Source organism: SAR324 cluster bacterium, assembly GCA_029245725.1.
Lineage (GTDB): Bacteria > SAR324 > SAR324 > SAR324 > NAC60-12 > JCVI-SCAAA005.
Window position 1 is genome coordinate 1 of the sequence record JAQWOT010000294.1, and the last position, 19,598, is coordinate 19,598.

16 protein-coding genes are annotated in these 19,598 nt (G+C 41.0%); 11 read left to right on the forward strand and 5 right to left on the reverse strand.

The window, feature by feature from the left end; genetic code table 11:
* Positions 1-89: 89 nt before the first annotated feature.
* Both P8O70_15750 and P8O70_15755 read right to left on the reverse strand, forming a co-directional pair.
* The gene (locus P8O70_15750) at positions 90-788 is read right to left on the reverse strand and encodes an ABC transporter permease (protein ID MDG2198296.1); all 699 of its coding nucleotides are present in this window, start codon (positions 786-788) and stop codon (positions 90-92) included.
* Complete coding sequence (locus P8O70_15755; GenBank protein MDG2198297.1) at positions 785-1,726, reverse strand: ABC transporter ATP-binding protein; 942 nt, start codon at positions 1,724-1,726, stop codon at positions 785-787. The genes P8O70_15750 and P8O70_15755 overlap by 4 nt, the downstream gene beginning before the upstream one ends.
* A 179-nt stretch (positions 1,727-1,905) precedes the next feature.
* On the opposite strand from P8O70_15755, the gene P8O70_15760 reads away from it, so the two are divergent.
* The 7 genes from P8O70_15760 to P8O70_15790 all read left to right on the forward strand — a co-directional run bounded on the left by P8O70_15760 (position 1,906) and on the right by P8O70_15790 (position 9,500).
* Entirely contained in the window at positions 1,906-2,667 is a 762-nt protein-coding gene (locus tag P8O70_15760) for an alpha/beta fold hydrolase (protein MDG2198298.1), read from the forward strand.
* 21 nt (positions 2,668-2,688) lie between these two features.
* A complete protein-coding gene (locus P8O70_15765) occupies positions 2,689-3,228 on the forward strand; it encodes a histidine phosphatase family protein (protein ID MDG2198299.1) in 540 nt (179 codons plus the stop codon).
* A 114-nt stretch (positions 3,229-3,342) separates the two neighbouring features.
* Positions 3,343-5,082, forward strand: coding sequence for a single-stranded-DNA-specific exonuclease RecJ (gene recJ, locus P8O70_15770; protein MDG2198300.1), 1,740 nt, complete (start codon positions 3,343-3,345; stop codon positions 5,080-5,082).
* A 152-nt stretch (positions 5,083-5,234) separates the two neighbouring features.
* Positions 5,235-5,921 carry a cytochrome c biogenesis protein CcsA gene (ccsA, locus tag P8O70_15775; GenBank protein MDG2198301.1) on the forward strand — a complete coding sequence of 229 codons (687 nt, stop codon included), beginning with the start codon at positions 5,235-5,237 and terminating at the stop codon, positions 5,919-5,921.
* Positions 5,922-5,926: 5 nt separating this feature from the next.
* Positions 5,927-6,877 (forward strand): polyprenyl synthetase family protein, encoded by a 951-nt coding sequence (locus P8O70_15780; GenBank protein ID MDG2198302.1) that lies wholly within the window; start codon positions 5,927-5,929, stop codon positions 6,875-6,877.
* A 37-nt stretch (positions 6,878-6,914) separates the two neighbouring features.
* Entirely contained in the window at positions 6,915-7,625 is a 711-nt protein-coding gene (locus P8O70_15785; GenBank protein MDG2198303.1) for a metallophosphoesterase, read from the forward strand.
* 168 nt (positions 7,626-7,793) lie between these two features.
* On the forward strand, positions 7,794-9,500 hold the full coding sequence (locus P8O70_15790; protein ID MDG2198304.1) for an ABC transporter ATP-binding protein: 1,707 nt from the start codon (positions 7,794-7,796) through the stop codon (positions 9,498-9,500).
* Here P8O70_15790 and P8O70_15795 read toward each other — a convergent pair.
* Positions 9,468-10,928 (reverse strand): potassium transporter TrkG, encoded by a 1,461-nt coding sequence (locus P8O70_15795; GenBank protein MDG2198305.1) that lies wholly within the window; start codon positions 10,926-10,928, stop codon positions 9,468-9,470. The two genes, P8O70_15790 and P8O70_15795, sit on opposite strands and share 33 nt — an antisense overlap.
* Before the next feature lie 9 nt (positions 10,929-10,937).
* Positions 10,938-11,726, reverse strand: a complete 789-nt coding sequence (gene tatC / locus P8O70_15800) for a twin-arginine translocase subunit TatC (protein MDG2198306.1) — start codon at positions 11,724-11,726, stop codon at positions 10,938-10,940.
* Positions 11,727-11,868: 142 nt separating this feature from the next.
* On the opposite strand from tatC, the gene P8O70_15805 reads away from it, so the two are divergent.
* The 4 genes from P8O70_15805 (at position 11,869) to aspS (ending at position 18,162) form a co-directional block, all read left to right on the forward strand.
* Positions 11,869-14,700 carry a hypothetical protein gene (locus P8O70_15805; protein ID MDG2198307.1) on the forward strand — a complete coding sequence of 944 codons (2,832 nt, stop codon included), beginning with the start codon at positions 11,869-11,871 and terminating at the stop codon, positions 14,698-14,700.
* Positions 14,700-15,308 (forward strand): L-threonylcarbamoyladenylate synthase, encoded by a 609-nt coding sequence (locus tag P8O70_15810; GenBank protein ID MDG2198308.1) that lies wholly within the window; start codon positions 14,700-14,702, stop codon positions 15,306-15,308. Before P8O70_15805 ends, P8O70_15810 begins: the two co-directional genes overlap by 1 nt.
* 126 nt (positions 15,309-15,434) lie before the next feature.
* On the forward strand, positions 15,435-16,262 hold the full coding sequence (locus tag P8O70_15815; protein ID MDG2198309.1) for a hypothetical protein: 828 nt from the start codon (positions 15,435-15,437) through the stop codon (positions 16,260-16,262).
* A gap of 118 nt (positions 16,263-16,380) precedes the next feature.
* Positions 16,381-18,162, forward strand: a complete 1,782-nt coding sequence (gene aspS / locus P8O70_15820; protein MDG2198310.1) for an aspartate--tRNA ligase — start codon at positions 16,381-16,383, stop codon at positions 18,160-18,162.
* Between the two features lie 6 nt (positions 18,163-18,168).
* Here the strand turns inward: aspS and hflX are convergent, their stop codons facing one another.
* A complete protein-coding gene (gene hflX, locus P8O70_15825; GenBank protein ID MDG2198311.1) occupies positions 18,169-19,464 on the reverse strand; it encodes a GTPase HflX in 1,296 nt (431 codons plus the stop codon).
* Between the last annotated feature and the right edge of the window lie 134 nt (positions 19,465-19,598).

Consider the following 19,598-nt stretch of genomic DNA (forward strand, 5'->3'; position numbering starts at 1 on the left):
AAAAAGGAATTATATTTGTATCTGCCCACTATGGTAATTGGGAATTAGGACCGATAATAATTAAAAAACTTAACCTAGAGCCACTATCTTTATACAGAAAATCTAATAATAGATTTATAGAAATAAATCACATCTCTAAAATCAATCACGCCTCTCCTGATGGCATCAAAATGAGCGGTGAAGCTGAATTGACTGATTAAATCTGCAATCCAAACAGGAAATAGATTATTTAATGAGTCAGTAAAAACACCCCAACCCAAAAGGACTAAAATTAGACAGATGACAACACTGAGAATAAAGCTGATCACCTGATTCTTCGTGAGAGCTGAAGTGAATATTGATATTGCTAGATAAGCTCCTGCCATTAGAAAACTCCCCAAATATCCTGTAAAAATTGGTCCGTAATCAGGTTGTCCTAGATAATTTACTGTAATGATCATTGGAAAAGTTAGCAGGAGGCCTAGGCCAATAAAAATCCAACCAGCCAGAAATTTTCCTAGCACAGCTGTGAAAGGATGTATTGGAAAAGTCAGCAACAATTCGGCTGTTCCTGAACGACGTTCTTCAGCCCAGAGCCTCATACCGACTGCAGGAATTAGGAAGAGATATAGCCAAGGATGAAACAAGAAGAAAATTTCAAGGCTGGCTTGTTGTGATTCGTAAAAACCTCCCAAGAAAAATGTGCAACTGGTGGATGCCATCAAAAATACTATGATAAAGATATAAGCAACTGGTGACCGAAAGTATGCATAAAGTTCGCGTTCGAAAATGGGGACTATTCCGTTCATACTGCCTCCATTGCAGTCATTTGGCGGAATACCTCGTCTAAACGACCTTTTTCCACATACATCTCTGCAATTTTGACGTTGTTCTGATCGAGACGTTCCTTGACTTCTTCCAAAATGGGTTTTCCTTGCTTTGCCAAAATAACGAATCCCAGGGTTTGGTGGTTGGAACCATGGATCTCAACTTTGTCAACAGAGGGAATACCGAAGAGAATTTGTTGAATATCCTGATTGGATTGTGCACTAATTTTTAAGTTAATTGCGTTGTGGTAGATGGACTTCGAAAGAAGTTCTTCTGGAGTTCCATCACCAACAATTTTGCCTTCCGAGATGATGATTGCTCTGGAGCAAATTGCCTCAACCTCCTCTAGAATATGGGTAGAAACTAAAATTGTCCGATCTTCCTTCAATTGGTTGATCAGTTTTCGAACCTCATGTTTTTGGTTCGGGTCGAGGCCATCTGTGGGTTCATCTAATAGTAAGACGGGTGGGTCATGAAGCAGGGACTGAGCAAGACAGGTACGCTGGCGGTAACCTTTTGAAAGAGTCTCAATAAGTTGATTTCTTACAGTCTTCAATGAGGTTTCTTCCAGAACTTTTTCAATTTGGAAATCTAACCTTTTCCCTTTAAGTCCCCTAACTTTGCCAGCGAATCTCAGAAACTCTTCTACCTGCATTTCACTGTAGGAAGGTGCACTCTCTGGAAGGTAGCCAATTTCCGCCCTTGCTTTGATTGATTGTTTGGTGACACTGAGGCCACAAATCAAAGCATCCCCACTGCTTGGCTGTAGATAGCCAGTTAACATTTTCATGGTCGTAGATTTACCTGCGCCGTTTGGACCCAAGAAGCCAAGTACCTCGCCCTTTCGAACTTGAAAAGAAACTTTATTGACAGCTTGAAATTTTCCAAAATTTCTTGATATTTCAATAACTTCAATCATTATTTTAACTATTTTATGATGTGGTGTTCTTTCAAGAAAGAATCATTACCAGATGTAATTTGAAATCTTAAAAATCACATCAGTTTCTTCAAATGAATCATTGAATTTTTACCAATCCTAATAAATGATTTTCGGTAATTTGCTAATTTTGCAAGATGAATTGAAAGAAAGATTGTGAAGTGATTGATCCCAAAAACTTAGTAAATCCACATTTGGCCGGAGATAGCTTTTTTGAAAAGAGAAGTAGTCGAGGTATTCTCCTCCTTCACGGTCTTACTGCAACAACTAACTCTGTTCGCCCGATAGCCAGTCCACTTGGTGAACTCGATTGGACTATTTCCGCACCATTACTTCCGGGTCACGGAGAAAGTCTTGAAAAATTAGACACAACCACTTGGCGAGATTGGGCCGAACGGGCAGAACAATGCTGGCAACAATTGAATGATCATTGCTATGAAACCTTCGTGGCTGGTGAATCCGCTGGAGGTCTGCTTGCGCTTTGGCTGGCATGTTTACAGACCATTCGTCCAAAAAAGATGGTTCTTGTTGCGCCAGCACTTCAGTTAAATCTCCCAAATTGGAAAAGGCATTTGATCTGGCTGCTTGCATTCTTTAAAAGTACCTTTCCCAAAGAAAAAAATAGAAGTGATCTAGAGTGGCAGGGCTACTCAGAGCACTCCTTGAAAGCCGTGTTGCAATTGATTGGTCTTCAGGATCTAGTTTTGGAAATTCTCCCACAATTGGAGCAAAAAATTCTTGTTGTAGAAGGTGGACAGGATGATGTGATCGGTCCTGGAGTAAGTAGTCTTTTGCAAAAGCAGTCGAAAAGATCTGAAGTGAAATCTATATTCGTTGAGAAAGCAGGCCACCACCCTATGTTGGAACAAACTTCTCAAGACTATGTTTTATCAGAGATAGTGAATTTTCTTCAAAAGAGTTGACTAGATTTGCAGCATGACGACATGAATAAAATAGCTCAGAATCAACCAAAGACTCTATATCTACTGAGGCATGCTAAATCTGCTTGGGACAATTCAAAACTTTCTGATTTTGATAGGCCACTGAATAAAAGAGGCAAAGAGAATCTCTTTGGTCTGGCGAATGTCGCAGCGATGCTGAACTCTCCACCGGAGTTGATAGTAACTTCACCCTCAAGGAGAACGCTTGATACTTCAACTGGTTTTTGTCGGGGAATGTCTACACCCTTCACAATTGAAAAAGAAAAGGAGCTTTATCACGCCTCTAAAGAAGACATACTTTGTAGAATTCAGAAAGTTCCAGAAAAGATCCAATCACTTCTGATCGTTGGTCATAATCCAGGTTTAGAAGAATTTATCTCTTGGATTCTGTTAGGATCCATAGTTTCAATTCCTCTGAAGATGACCACGGGTTCGTTTGTTCAGATGAACTTGAATGTCTCTTTATGGTCTGAAATGGCTCCTCAGAAAGCAACCCTACAACTCATGATCCCAGGCAGATTCAACTCAAAATTATCAATATAATTTTTTAATAGCCACACTTTGGACCATATGCAGCAGAGTAGACTTATTTTAATTTTCTTGTTAGATTAAATGTAATTTTTCCACATAAATTTTAATGGTTTAATTGGTCCTCACATGACAAAGCTCCCTAGTTTTCGGGACCTGTCGTGGCAGGATTTGGAATCAGCTTCATCGACGTTTCTTGTCAACCGTATTCGCAGAGAATTAGGGTTGTCAAAGGTAGTTGCAGAGCTTCTGACAATTCGCCAACTAGAAAAGTTGGAGGAAATTGAAGCTTTTTTGTATCCCTGCTTTGAGCATTGTTCGGATCCTTTCTTGATGGCTGATATGGAGACAGCTGTCGAGAGAATTTTGAAGGCTCTTAGCCATGGGGAATCTTTGGTTGTCTACGGAGATTATGACGTTGATGGTACCGCTGGTGCGGTAATTCTATATCGATATCTCAAAAGAATCGGTCTTAGGGCGCATTATTTCATCCCCGAGCGCTTGAAAGACGGCTACGGACTGACTGAGACAACCTTGGTTGAGCTCAAAAGCCGAAAAACGGACCTCATTCTAACCGTTGATAACGGAGCAACTGCTGTAGAAGAAGCTCTGATAATTCGTGAACTTGGCATGGAATTGCTGATCACGGATCATCATCTTCTAGGTGAAGAGATTCCAAACGCTACGGCAATGATCAACCCTCATCAACCCAACTGTAAGTATCCTTTCAAGGGTTTGTGTGGTACTGGTGTGGCTTATAAGCTTTTACAAGCCTTGGATCAAACCTTGACAGAGAAGGGTTATTGGCAGGGGACAAGCTACATTAGGCCGAATTTAATGAGGGATTTGGATTTGGTATGCCTTGCAACGATAGCTGATAGAGTACCTCTGACAGGCGAAAATCGATTCTTTGTTCAGGCTGGTTTGGAAGTGCTGAACGATCACCCCCGGCCCGGACTTCAGGCGTTGATGAGAGCAAGTAATCAGCGAGGTAGAATAACTCCCACCACAATCAGCTTTAAAATAGCTCCTAAAATAAATGCAGTGGGGCGACTCAGTGACCCACGTATCGGTGCCCGCCTCCTACTTTCGCACTCCTTGAACGAAGCCAGGCCCTATGCTGATAAATTGCTTCAGTTGAACAGCGAACGTCAAACAATCGAGAGAGAAATTTTTCATAGTGCTTTGAGACAGGCTTCTGAACAGAAGCACCTCAACGCGATCATTTTGTTTGATGAGAACTGGCATCCGGGTGTGATGGGGAATATTGCGACTAAGATTTCCCGCCAATTTCAAAAAACCACATTAGCTCTGACTCGAAACCAAGGAGAGCTTCTTGGTGGTAGTGCACGAAGTTTAGACGGGTTTGACGTGCGCTCAGTACTTGAAAACTGTTCTGATGTTTTAGAAAGGTTTGGTGGTCATCAGGCTGCAGCTGGTCTGAGCTTGATGGCGAAAAACATGGAAGCTTTTTGTGAACAATTTCAATATTTAATGGGAGGAAAAGAATTAGAGAAACAAATTGGTGAGAATTTTTTAGAAATAGAAACTTGGATAAATGAAGAAGACCTGACTCCCCAGTTAGCTAGCGATTTAGTAAGACTGGCACCTTTTGGTACCAATAATCCCGAACCAGTGATTGGAATCAGGCAGGCTAAACCTCATTCCATTTCATTGTTTGGAAATAACCACCTAAAATTTAATCTCATAAATGATGATCAACAATATGAGGTAGTCGCCTGGGATAGTTCAGATTGGTACCCCCATTTAGGAGGGAATTTTGATATGGTGGTAAGCCCTCAAATTATCAGCAGGTTCAACCAAAATGCTCTTCAATTCAGAGTACTTGATTTAAGGCCAGTACCGTGAACTGGTTACTACAAACAGGAATGTGGGGTTGTGTATTTGGTTATCTTTTCAGTTGGGGAGTTAGACTCTCTCAATCACTAAATCACAACTCTAAGCTTTTGAGGTGGAGTCAGAGAATCTTCTATGTTTTTTGGTTACTACATGCCGGCACCTTGATAATCAGATTATGGTGGTGGGAAGCTTTCTGGCCAACCATGTTCATCAGTGATGTACTGAGTTTTGTAGCATGGCTTAGCATAGGTGGGCTGATTTGGTTTCATGCGCCAATATCTAAGCTCATACAAGTAGAGATTCTACCAATATTTGCGGTTCTTATTCTTATCCTTTCAATCAGTATTGCACAGGGTGGCATTCCGGCACTTGCCTTGAGCAATCAAGAGCCCTGGATTTATCAAACTGCGCTTTTGACCCACATTATTAGTACTATTGGTGGATACACATTTTTCAGCTTGGCTTGCCTTGCAAGCAGCCTGTTTGTTTACCAAAATTATCGACTTAAGACTAAATTGGAGGGAGTCCTTCGACTAAGGATGCCAGCCTTAGGCACATTAGAAAAAACAAGCTATGTTGCAATAAAATGGGGATTCCTACTGTTGAGCATAGGAGTAGTCTTGGGGGTGATGCTCAGCAAAAGTATTTTGATTGGTGAAACATCTTGGCGGCTACTTCTCTCAGTAGGGGTTTGGTTTGTTTATGCAATGTTTCTCCTTGACTATCATCTACAAAGTATTCGCAGTAGATTGAGTCCGTATTGGCCAATCATCGGTTTTGCACTCATCCTTACTGCGGTATTAGTCGAAGCCTATCATCTAAGTCGTCCAGGAATTCTACAAAATTAAAAAATATGTCGGATTCCTCTTCGTTATTGTTTGAATCAGAAGTTCAAAGGATCAATTCTGCGATTAAAACAAATCTTCAAGGTCCTGTTCCCTTCTTATCAGATATTATTCGTTATTTGATCGACTCTCATTACACTCCATACCGATCCTTCCTTGTCCTCAGATGTTCTGAACTTTTTCAACCTGACCAGCCTGAGGCAGCCTATCATACTGCCAGCACTCTGGAGTTCTTGCATATTGCATCCGTACTTCATCGCAACATTACGGAAACGAATCATACTAGAAGGCAAATGAGAAGTTTGGATAGTTTGTGGGGCAATGAAGCAAGTCTATTACTGGGAGACTATTTACTATCAATTTCATTTCAAACTCTTACACGATTAGATCAAATTGAAATTCTGCAATGCGTTTCATGGGCTACTAGAAGTATCGCCAGGGGGCAAATTCTAGAAGTTTCCGAAAGGTCTTCTTCTCATAATGATCCTGAAAAATGTTTGCAAGTCTACAGGGAAAAAGATGCTAGCTTATTGGCTGCAGCCGCAAAATGTGGCGCTATCTGGGGAGGAGCCAACTCGAATTTACAAGAACAACTAATGACTTTTGGTGAGAAATGGGGGGTTGCCCTAGTTCTTAAAAACGATCTTAAAATTCTTGATGATACCCAGCTGTTAAAGGAGAAAATTACTGCGAAACTAAGCTTTTTCCCTTTAAATATTTGGTTGAGGGATTTATCTGATCCTGAACTAGAAGAATGGCAGCAAAAAATCGAAAACCCTAATAAGAAAGTAATTTTGGAGTTGATAAGTAAATTGAAGGAAGACCCGAAAGAAAAAACCTTATCATTGATGAAAAAGTTTTTGGGCGAAGCTCAAGAAATCTTATATGGAATTCCAGATCTCAAAATAAGGAAACTACACGAAGCAAGTTTCGCCGAATTCGTCACAAAGAATGTTTGATATCTCAATACCTGATCCAGACGGAAACCTTTACTTAGTGACTGATTCTCACCTAGATTACGATGCTGCACCTTATGGTGAATTCATTGATTTCTTAGATTCACTCAATGACGTCCATACTTTGATATGCTTGGGTGATCTTTTTAAGCTTTGGTTAGCTGATCAGCGATATTGGACGAATCTTCATAAAGAAGTCTTGAGAGCATTTCGTAGATTATGTGACAGGTCCAACAATGTGATTCTTGTGGCTGGAAATCGTGAATTCCTACTGCCAAGAAATCAAGAGCAGCTAAAGAAATCAGTGTTGCCATTCAGTCAAGTTGCATTGGGAAAGGGTTTTTTAACTTGGGGAAGCAAGCGATTTGGTTTTGAACATGGGGATCAGGTCAATCGAGATGACAAGAATTATCTAAGGTGGTATGCACTTTCTCATTCCCAGGCATTTGAGATTCTTTTCAAATGTCTCCCAAGTTTACTTGCAAACAAAATTGCAGAAAACTTGGAGGCAAAAATGGTTCAATCTAATCAGGCATTTAAGATCCAATTACCAATAAATCACTTAGAAGAATTTGCTGAGGCTTCGTTAGAAGAAGTAGATGAGTTTTTTCTAGGACATTTCCACAAAAGATTTGAGTATTCGCTGCAAGACTCCTCAAAATCACTCCATATTATCCCCGATTGGCTAAGCACTAGAGAATATTGGCGAATTGACCCGCAAGGCCGAAGAACTGAATTAAAGTTTAGCTAAATTCAACCCAACAACGATTGTCATCATCATTTGATCAAATTCATCTCCGCTCTGATCACCAGGAAAATCCCAGACTATAATGTAACAAGAAATAATGACGCTCAGGCTTTTTCAAGATTTTTATCTTATTGGTGGCCAAACTGGCGTTGGATCCTACTAGGATTTACGGTGATTCCAATTACAGTGGGAGCAACGTTAATGCTGCCTTGGTTAGTAATTAGTATTGTCGATGATCATTTGATGAAGGGACAATTTGAAGGCTTCAGTAGTTTGATCTGGGCTTCAGCAGGTGTCATTACTTTAGGCTATCTAGCGGATGCGGTTTATACCTTTTCACTTCAAAAGACCGGTCAACTTGCGATTTACGAACTTCGCAAGGAACTCTACATACATATTCTTTCCCTTCCACGAATCTTCTTTGATCAAAGACCTGTTGGAGTAATTCTTACTAGAATCACCACAGATCTGGAAGCACTGGGTGAATCCCTAGCTGCTGGGGTCTTATCAGTATTTACGGATTTACTCAAAATTGTCGCTCTCCTTGGAGTTCTGCTTTATTTCAGTTGGCAGTTAACATTGATCGTTTTGTTCATCCTGCCTGTTATTTATTTCATCAGCAATTATTTGAGGGCAAAACTTCGTCTCTATTACAACCTGACGCGGGAAGCCCTAGCCCTGGCAACGGGTTTTCTGCAGGAGTGTTTAAACGGGGTAAAAACAGTCCAGCTTTATGCAGCTGAAAGTAAAGTGCAGAAGCAGTATGAGGAAAAAACACAGCATTTCCTTCACGCACAATCACGCTCTAATTTCTACGATGCAACTCTGTTCTCTGTAATTGAAGGAATCACCTCTATCGCTATGGCACTGATGATCTGGTATGGCGCCCATGAAATCCTGGATGAGACGGTCACAGTGGGTACCCTGATAGGATTTATAAATACATTGAACAGAATCTTTGTCCCTATAAGAGAGTTTACGCAACAACTGACTGTTTTTCAGAGAGCAATGTCATCCTTGGAAAATATCGAGAAATTGTTTAGGGAAAAAACTGATGTGGCTTTCTCGGAAAATCAATTACCAAATGTAATCACAAAAAAATTAAAAGTCTTTGAGAATCTGAAATTTGAAAATGTTCGTTTCCGTTATTCACCAGACTCCCCCTATGTCCTCAAAAGGATCACTTTTGAAGTAAATAAAGGTGACCGAGTTGCGATTGTTGGTACAACGGGATCGGGCAAATCAACTATTCTTCGAATCTTGACTAGAACCTACACCAATTATGAAGGCTCAATTAGAATTAATGGAATCGAGTTATCTTCAATCCCGAGAGGAGAACTTCAACGTTTAATTGCTCTATTACAACAAGAAACTTACTTGTTTGAAGAGAGTGTTGGATTCAACATTTCATTGGGAAGGGAGGCTGTAGGTTCGTCTGAGATTGAAGAAGCTGCGCGATATGTTTATGCCAACGAATTCATTGAAAAATTACCTGGGAAAGTTGATTTTAAACTTCTTGAAAATGGAAAAAACCTCTCAGAAGGTCAAGTGAGACTGATTGTATTTGCAAGGGCTATTGCAGGAAAGTCAGATCTTTTTGTCTTGGATGAAGCAACAAGCTCTGTGGATTCAGTGACCGAAAATTTGATTCAGAAAGCGATCGAGAGAATTTTCAAAGACAAGACGGTGATCGCAATAGCTCATCGGTTGAGCACGATCCGCCATTCTACGAACATACTTGTGATTTCAAATGGTCTCATTGCTGAGAGAGGAGATCATGCAGAATTGGTCTCACTCAATGGAATTTATGCCCAATTGTTAAAAACTCTTGAACAGCAACAGTCTTCAACTCTTCCAGAAGCTGGGCATGCACAGTAATAGAACAATGAATAATTCCAATCTTCCTACCAACATAATAAACATGAGTAGAACTTTGCCTAAATCAGGTAAGGTGGCTGCCAGTGCTGGATTGTGAGATAATCCAAAGCCAGTTCCTAAATTCCATAGACAAACCAATACTATTTGCCAAGCACTGAAAATATCTAACTCAGAAAGAATCGTCAGGAGGAATCCTCCTAGCAAACTCACCATTAGATGCACTCCAAACAAACCAAGAATTGTCTGAAAAACATCTTCACCAATAGTTCTACCATTGATCCTTATTGGTATAATCGCCATTGGTTGTAAGACTCTCCGGCTCAATGTATAGATATACTTCCACATAACCACCAACTGCTGCATCCGCATTCCACTAGAACTCGAACCAGTACAAGCACCCACAAACAGTGCTAAAAAGAGAATGGCTTGAGCTCCAACTGGCCAATTTAAGTAAGGCTCTAATTGAATTCCAGTGTTTGTGACCATTGAGATTGTTTGGAAGAGGCCATCGCGTAGAGATTCTTCAAAATTCAGAAAATTTTCAGAAAAATTCAGCAACATTGCGCAAGTGACTGACAGAAGTGACACAGCCAATAGATACCATAGCCATTCAGACTCATTGTGAATATTTTGCCAGTTTTGACTGTGAAGTCGGACCACAAAAAGAATATTTGTTCCAGCAGTGACCATAAAAAAGATGGCCCCCCACTCTAGGAATGGCGTTCCAAAAGCTGCCCATCCATCATTGTAATTACTGAATCCAGCCGTAGCCCATATCCCAAATGAATGACAAATCGCATCATGCAGGTCTAAACCACCTAGAACCATCCAGATAGAACTAAGGATATGCAGGGAGATGTAAAGGAATAAGATTTTGAAAATTATTTGAGGGATTCCCCAAATTTTCTTGCCAAACTGAGTTCCTGGATATTGAATTCGGATGCTTTCTTGACGACTAAGTTTTAGCCCGGTTACCCCTTTAATTGATGGGACATATAGGAAGAGGAGTATGATCGCTAGGCCACCAATTGACTGAAGGAATGCTCTCCAAAATTGAAGATGGGCTGCCAAGGATTCTACATCTTCAAAAATTGTAGCACCGCTAGTTGTCAGCCCAGAAGTAGATTCAAAAAGAGCTTCATACAAGCTGACATCTGCAATCAGCCAGATTGGAATAGCGCATATGAAGATTGTGATTAAGTAACTTAAAACCAAGAAAATTAAGCCTTCCCTTAGTCGAAAGATTCCACCACCTTGATCGAATCTTTTTAGCAAAAAGACCAAAATTAGGGAGATAGCTGATGGGAACAAATAGGCAGGAGTTGAATCAACATCTTCAAAAAGTGAGTAGATTGTTGGGAGGATTAAAACAATTGAAATTCCCCCCAAAATCCACTGCAGACGATGAAAGATGGTTTGCCAATTCATTATGGCAAATTAGGAAGGTTCTGAGCGGTTCTCAGGTTTCTTTTCGTTGGGAGAAGCTACTTTCGCGATCCAAATACTGATTTCATAAAGGATAATGAGTGGGCCCGCCATAAGAGTTTGAGTCACGACATCAGGTGGGGTAAGGATCGCTGCTAGAATAAACACAATGACTAGGGAGTACTTCCGATTTTGCCTGAGCCATTCCGCTTCAACAAGTCCCATCCTCGCAAGAATGTAGATGATTGTTGGTAACTCAAAGATGAGACCGAAAGCAAAAAGTAATTTTACCGTTAGCGATAAATAAGCTCCCATCCGAAGGGAGGGCAATGTAAATTGATTCTCAAACCCAAGGAAAAAATCGTATCCAAAAGGCAGCACTGCAAAATAACCAAACATTCCACCACCAACAAAAAGTGGATACGAAACTAGAAGGAACGGCCAGAATGCTTTTCTTTCATGATTGTAGAGTGCTGGGCTGATGAACAACCATAACTGTGAGAGAACAATGGGAAAGGTCAAAAAGAGAGATGTATAAAGCCCGATTGCTAAATAAGTAAAGAATGGTTCAGTCAATTCGTCAAAGACCAGAGGAATATTCCGTGCATCGAGTGGCCGCCTGAAGAGGCTTAAAATGGGCTGTTGAAACTCCATTTCACAAGAAGTCGCAACTATAAAACCACCAAAAACTACAGCAACAGAAATGATGAGCCGACGTCTTAGTTCGGTTAGGTGATCGGTCAGTGGCATTGCCACATCTTTTTCAGGACCTTCAGGGAGGGGTGATGCTGGAAGCGTCATAAATCATCATAGTTTGAAAACAGAAATATTAATCTTAAAGTTCGTAAACTCAGATCGAATTATGCAAAAGACGAATTCAATATCATGCCTACGGAAACTTTGCACGCTCTTCATGAATGTCCCTTCGAGGCTTTGTTTAGTCATGATGCTTTTGTTCAGTGGTTTTGTACAAGCTGAAGAATTTCAACTTTTTCAAATGATTGATCAAGAGGGTCGCAAGATTCAAAAGGCTATCTACAGTGCAGAAGATCAATTCATCGTGAGCTTGGATGATGCTTTGAACATTACCGTTTGGAAAGGCTTAACAGGACAACACCTCAAGAATATCAGCGCTGCGAGTCATGGGCCGAAAGAACTCTTATCAAGTCCAATAACTCAACATCTTGTCACTGGCGGCTTGGATTCGACAATCAGAATCTGGGATCTGGAGCGAGGTATTGAGCAGGATGTTCTTCGAGGCCATTTGACTGCAGTTAGTGCCCTAGCTCAAAATGTCGATGGCACGGAACTATTTAGTGGCAGTGATGACGGTTCGATAATTTATTGGAATAATGAAAAAGGGATCATCGAAAAGCAAATGATCGGAGCCCATCCCACAGAGGTTGTGGCGCTTGCCCTTCATCCGAAAGGTAACCTTCTGGCAAGTGCAGACCAAGAGGGAACGCTACGTCTATGGAGCTTTCCTGACTTTTCTCTTGTTCGGGAGTTTCGCGAGCATTTTGGAAGAATCAGTGTACTTCGATTCAATAAATTGGGCGATCGGTTATTATCAGGTGCGGCTGATGGAACCGTAATCGTGTGGGATTGGGATAGGGAAGAAATGGGCTTCCGTTTAGAAACTGGAAAACCGGTTCATGATTTGGACCTGCATCCAGACGCACAAACTTTGATCACAGCTTCTGAAGAATCAGTAATCAGATTTTGGAATTTTCGGGTTGGTGGAGTTTTGCCAGAGAAAATTCAACTAGAATCCCCAGCTATTCAGGTCCGGTTTGATAAAACTGGAGCAAATGTGATGGCTACACTTCAAAAGGGTCAAATCAAAATTTGGCAGGTCGGTAGTTTGATTCAGTGGGAATCAATTCCAGCACATGATCGATCAATCTCAGGCTTGGGCTTTAGTCCAGATGGGAAGCGATTGCTCACTGCTTCCTTGGACAAAACCATGAAGCTTTGGAATCTTCAAAGCAAATTAGAAGAAAAAAACTTCGACACCAAAAACCATAGAGTGCAGTCTCTGGGGTTTTCACCAATTGGAACAAGCTTTGTGACAGCTGGAGCAGATGGAAAGATTCTTTTCTGGAATCTAGATCAGGATGATCCAGCCAGCGAACTTTCAGGGCATCAAGGCAAGGTAAATGCGATAGCCTTCAGCAAAGATGGCACCACCTTGGTGAGTGGTGGTTCTGATGGAAAGTGGATTCTTTGGGATGTAAATTCAAAAAGGATGATTTTCCAACGGCAGGAGCATGAAGATCAAGTGACAACCGTGGCCATTGCACCAGATGGTGAGTTACTGGCTACAGGATCAGCTGATAGAACCTTCAAGATATGGCGCACTACAGATGCAACTTTGGTTGGAAGTACGTCTGCACATGAAAAAAATCTTACAGATATAGTTTTTCATCCCCACAAACCTTTGTTGGCTACATCAGGTCAAGAAGGATTGGTCAAGATTTGGGATTTGGCAAATCCTCAGAGGCCAAGCCTCTTACATGTCATTGTTGGTCACAGCGATATTGTCCATCAGATATTTTTTGATGGTAGCGGAGAGCAACTAGTATCTGTCTCCCAAGACGAGACTGTCAGACTTTGGGACGTTGATTCTGGCACTCCTCTTAGAATAATCAAAAATTCTAAGACGGCATTAGTGGCGGCATCTGTTGACTCTGAGAAAAATCAGCTTGCTGTGGGTGAGATTGGTGGAGAAGTGGGTTTACTTGCTTTGGAAAAAACGTCGTACACTAAACAATCTGTGGGTGTAGTGATTCCTGAACCAAAACAAAAACTTGCTGAAGAATCAACTGAACTTGGAGAGGCGGAAATCAATACTGAATCAGCCAGAAATTACGTTGATTCTAGAAGCTCTGATTATGGTAATAATTTAAATGTAGATGAGCGAAAAACATATCTGGCAGAGTATGTTGAGGAACCAAAGGATTTCAGCGGGGATCGCCAATTGATGCTGAATGAGCTGCTCAAGAGAAATCAAAGTTGTCAGGATAAAGATGATCTTTATCGCCTAGCGGTAGAATCAATTCAATTAACTCCAGATGACAAAGCCGCTTGGCATGCTCTTGTAAAAGTTGCAGCAACTGATAACGATCTCTCCTTCTTGATGCTAAGCCTTATGATTGGCAACAATGCCAAGTGGTATTCTGATAAGTACGATTATGATGACCTCATTGAGGTTGAGCGAAATTTTAGTTTTTGGATAGACCAAATTCTTGACCCTTCTTTCAGAAGGCAAGGAGGACGTTTGGAGATAAAGCTAAAAAATTGTAGTTCCGAGCAAGAAAAAATCGAAGTCCCCCAAGAGCTTTACTCGATAAGACCTCCGGGCGAATTTTCAGAAAAAGTTAGGAGTTTGGCCAGATTAGTTGATATCAGAGATTTCAGGCACTTGCCTATGTCTGAGTTCCGAAAAAGAATGCTCGTTGAAATTGAACGTGTCTTGAGCGGTGCTGAACCATATCCGGAAGTAAGACCTCCTCTGCCAGTTGAAAAGGTTTCAAAAGCTCCAACCACAGGGGGACTTTTTCTGCAGTTGGATCGACTAGCTACGTGGCGTAATACGGGAGAAGTTGCTTTTGAACTTCGTAGAAGTGGTGAAAATTGGCGGTCCTACACAACTGGAAAAGACATGATTGCTCAACTTGAGCTGCCCACTGGGACTTATTCCTTGAGAGTGAATGGTCAAATTCAACAAGCTTTTGCATTGAATGAGGGCCAGGAGACAATGTTGCGTCCTTGATGCAAGCAAAACTTCCTTTAACTACTAAACAATCCGAAGACTGGAAGCAGTTGATTTTTCAGGGGGCGGTAGGGGTTTTCCCAACTGAGACTTTCTACGGCTTGGGTGGAAACGCTATGGATAAAGCTGCTGTGGAAAGGGTATTTGCCTGCAAAAAAAGGCCTGTCGAGAAGTCTCTGTTGATTCTGATCAGAAGAGACTGGCTTTTGGATTTTGCAGTTGTTACAGAAAAAGTAGACAGTCTTTTAGATGAATTTTGGCCAGGAGCCCTTACTGTTGTCTTGCCAGCTAAAAAAAAACTACCTGATTATCTAACAGGACAAGGGAACACAATCGCTGTTCGTTATTCTCCTTCTAAATTTGTTGATGCGTTGTTAGGAATCCTGAACAAACCCCTGATTGGTACAAGTGCAAACCTGAGTGGGCACCCTAGTTGTCAGACAGTGGATGAAGCCTACAAGCAACTTGGTCCCTCAGTTGACTTTTGGTTAGATGGTGGAGTGACAAAAGGTGGTCTGCCATCAACTATGTTAGATGCTAGTGAACCAAAGTTTAGGATTATCCGCGAAGGTGTAATACCTTCAGAAAAGATCCAACCCTTCCTCTAATTTATCTCCACTTCTCAGTCCAAGATTCTAACTATCAACATTACTTTGAATAAAATGTTAGTTGATTTGTTTGATCGAAGTGAGTCCTTCTTCGACAAACTGAACTCAACAAAAAACCTAGTTTCAGTGGAAAAAATTGGTGTCCTCTTGGCCGTTACGGCATTTCTGGGACACCTTGGAATGATTGCATGGAATAGAAACTTACCGATTCTTATTCCATTCATGGAGGACTTAATAAGTAAAAATTATCTCTTTGCGATCTATACACCTTTCAGCATTCTACTTTATTATGAAGTTTACCTCCTCATCCTTACTATTCCAAATTCAATTACCAAAGCAATAGGCAAACAATTTGAAATTATTTCACTGATTATAATTCGTGATGTTTTCAAAGATTTGAGTTATCTCGGAGAGAATTCTTTTGATATGGCTCATCCAGATGTTCTTTATCCAGTGATGATCGATATGGTGGGTGCGCTAATCATGTTTCTTTTGGTTGGTGTCTTCTACCACCTCAATAGAAACAAGATTGGGTTGCACCAAGTAAAGAGCTTAGCGAAGTTTGTGAAATTTAAAAAGCTCATCTCTCTGCTTTTGACGGTTATCTTTCTAGCTTTATCGATTTTTCATTTCTTCGATTGGATTAACATTCTCATCACGCATGATTACACAACGGGACAACGTGTAGCTGAAACGGGTTTTTATCAACAACTTTTCACAGTAATTATTTTTGCTGATATCTTTATTCTGATCATTTCATTTATGTATTCAGATAGTTATGAGCTTACATTTAGAAATGCGGGATATGTTATTTCCACACTACTCATACGTTTTGGATTTGCTGTTGAGAAACCCTTTGATTTGATGTTCTTCATTACAGCTATTGCCTTTGGAGTACTCCTGCTCCTGATCTACCGTTATTTCGTCAAATATACACGGCCCATCAATCTTTGAGAGGATTGGTTAAATACTCCCTCTCAAATAAGATCAAGACTGATTTTTCAATCATCTGTGCTAGCGTTTAGGCTTTGCGTCATCCTCAACTCACAAATTATCGAAGCTAAAGAAGATTATGGAATGGAGAAGATCTAACCTGTGTGGAACCCTACGAGCTGAAAATCTTGGAGAAACAGTGACTTTGATGGGTTGGTGCCAAACACGAAGAGACCACGGAGGGGTGATCTTTGTTGATTTGAGAGATTATACCGGAATATGTCAGGTCGTTTTTCGTAAAGAAGCTAGTGCAGAAGCGCATGAAAGAGCTGATTCAATACGCTCCGAGTTTGTGATTGCGGTTCGAGGAAAAGTTGAGAATAGAATAGATGGAAACTTAAACCCTAAACTACCTACCGGTGAAATTGAGATCATTGTTCATGAACTCAATATCTTGAGTGAATCTCAAACTCCACCATATGTCCTTGATGAAAGAGAACAAGTCGAGGAACGCCTACGTTTACAATATCGCTATCTGGACTTGAGACATCCGACGATGCAAAAGAATTTGATATTACGGTCCAAAGCGATGCACCAGACTAGAAATTTTCTTGCCGATCAGGGTTTCTTCGAAATTGAGACACCAATGCTGACCAAGTCAACACCAGAAGGTGCTAGAGATTATTTGGTCCCATCTCGTGTACATCCTGGAAGTTTCTATGCTCTTCCACAATCTCCCCAGATTTTTAAGCAACTCGTGATGGTCTCAGGTTATGATCGATACATGCAGATTGCTCGTTGTTTTAGAGATGAAGACCTAAGGGGGAACCGCCAGCCAGAATTTACCCAATTAGATTTGGAAATGAGCTTCATCCAACCTGCAGATATTTACAATTTGGTTGAAGGCTTACTGAGTTCACTATTTGAAACATTGCTTGATGTCAAAATCTCTACTCCCTTTGAAAGAATGCCCTATCAAACTGCGATGCAGGACTATGGAGTTGATGCCCCAGATTTGCGATTTGACTTAAAGTTAATTGATATTAGTGACATTGCGGGTCAATGTGGTCTCAAAGTTTTTTCAGAGGCCATTGAACGGGGTGGAATCGCCAAGGCTATCAATGTTAAACGAGGCTCAGAGTTTTCTCGGAAGGAACTCGATGAATTGACTGAATTTGTCAAAATCTATGGTGCCAAAGGGATGGCCTGGGTTAAAATAAACGAAGAAGGTTGGCAATCACCTATCGCGAAATTTTTCACTGTGGAAGATCAGCGCGCTATCGAAAAGCGATTGGATGTGGAGGTGGGGGATCTAATTCTTTTTGGAGCTGACAACAAAAATATAGTCAATGATGCACTTGGCAATTTGCGCAAAGAAGTGGCCCGACGCAGAAAACTGATCCCTAAAAATACATATAAGTTCGTTTGGATTACAGATTTTCCCCTATTGGAATATTCAGTATCTGATAAACGATATCATGCTGTTCATCACCCCTTCACAATGCCCAATTTAGAGGATTTGCAGAAGTACGGAGAGACTGAGCCTCAGCATATCCGTTCGGTAGCCTATGATGTGGTACTGAATGGGGTTGAGCTTGGTGGTGGTAGTATCCGGATACATCGGCAAGATATACAGCAACAGGTGTTTAAGTGGTTGGAGCTAAGTGACGAAGAGATTGAAGAGAAGTTTGGGTTCTTGCTCCAAGCTCTTTCTTTTGGTGCTCCCCCTCATGGAGGTATTGCCTTGGGGTTTGATCGATTGATGATGTTTCTACTGGATACTGATTCTATCAGGGATGTTGTGGCCTTCCCGAAAACTCAGCGTGCATCTTGTCTGATGATGGAAGCGCCATCTAAGGTATCTGTCAGCGCTCTTGAAGAGCTGCATCTCCGGGTTCGGCAGTTACCTAAATTCGAATGATTAAGATCAATTGGGCAGCGTCATTTCAATCTGTTCAAATTGTGCTTCTGGGAGGTGATGGCGGAGGTGTTTTAAATTACTTGGGATAGAAGTTAATTCTAGGAAAATTCCTTCTTCACGGTAGTCTATTTTATTGACCCGACTCCATTCATAAATTTCCGCTAAGCGGCGAATGTGCTGATAATCTAGCAGAACTTGAACAGTTTCCATTCTTTTTTCAAAAAAATTGACAATCGCCTCTTGAAGTTCTGTAACCTCTCCCTTGGCGGCCGATATAAAAACCGCTTCCGGATAACTTCTTCTCAAAATAGCTTGTTCCAAAAGATCGAGTTGATCTGTTTTGTTGAAAACTAAGATTTTTGGAATTCCTACAGCTTGAATTTCGTCAAGCACAGCTAATGTAGTCTTGATGTGTTCTTCAGGTTCGGTTCCAACTTCAACAACATGAAGTAACAGGTCAGCATCACGGATCGTTTCGAGCGTGGAATGGAATGATGCCACTAATTCATGAGGCAGATTTCGAATGAAACCAACGGTGTCTGATAGTAGGATTTTCGGCCTGCTCTCTTCTTCTAACAATCTCGTAGTTGAATCCAAGGTTGCAAAGAGCTTATTTTCAATGAGCAAATCTGCATTGGTTAATGCATTCATGATCGTTGATTTTCCAGCGTTTGTGTAGCCGACTAGGCTGACTTGTAAGCATGAACTCCGGCGCTTTTTTTGATTGTTCCTTTCACGATCGACTCTTTGGAGATCTTCTTTAAGATGAGCAATTTTGCGACGTAAAATTTGTCTGTCTTTCTCAATTTGTTTTTCACCAGTTCCTCTGGAAACACCAATCCCACCTCTCTCGCGGTCTAAATGTTTCCACATCCCTAACAAACGGGGAAGTAGGTACTCTGATTGTGCCAGTTCTATTTGAAGTTTAGCCTCTCTTGTACGGGCATTTCTTCCAAAGATTTCTAAGATCAATTGAGTTCTATCCAACACCGGCTTATGCAAAGATTTCTCTAGATTTTGTGCTTGTTTGGGGCTGAGTTGACCATCAGTGATCAAAAATGAAATACTGTGTTTGTGGATGAGGTCTTTGATCTGCCCCAGTTTTCCTTTTCCAAAAAAGAAAGCTGGATGGGGCTGATCTCTTTGTTGAACTAACGCATCGCGAACCACTGCTCCAAGGGAGTAAGAGAGTGCTTGGAGTTCCTGCAGGGAATGATCAATGTCTAGACGTGATTTTTCTGGTAAATGCAGGGAAAGTAAAAGGACATTCGGATAATTACGGAAAAAAAGAGTCTCGTGCATCTACCTCTAGCTTTTGGGATTGAATGAATTCAAAGTCAAATAGTCGACCAAAGTAGGTGGAAAAGTTTTCCTTTCCAGCAAAATTAAAAATTGCTGAAGCAAAATCATTTCTGCAACATACAATAGATTGACAC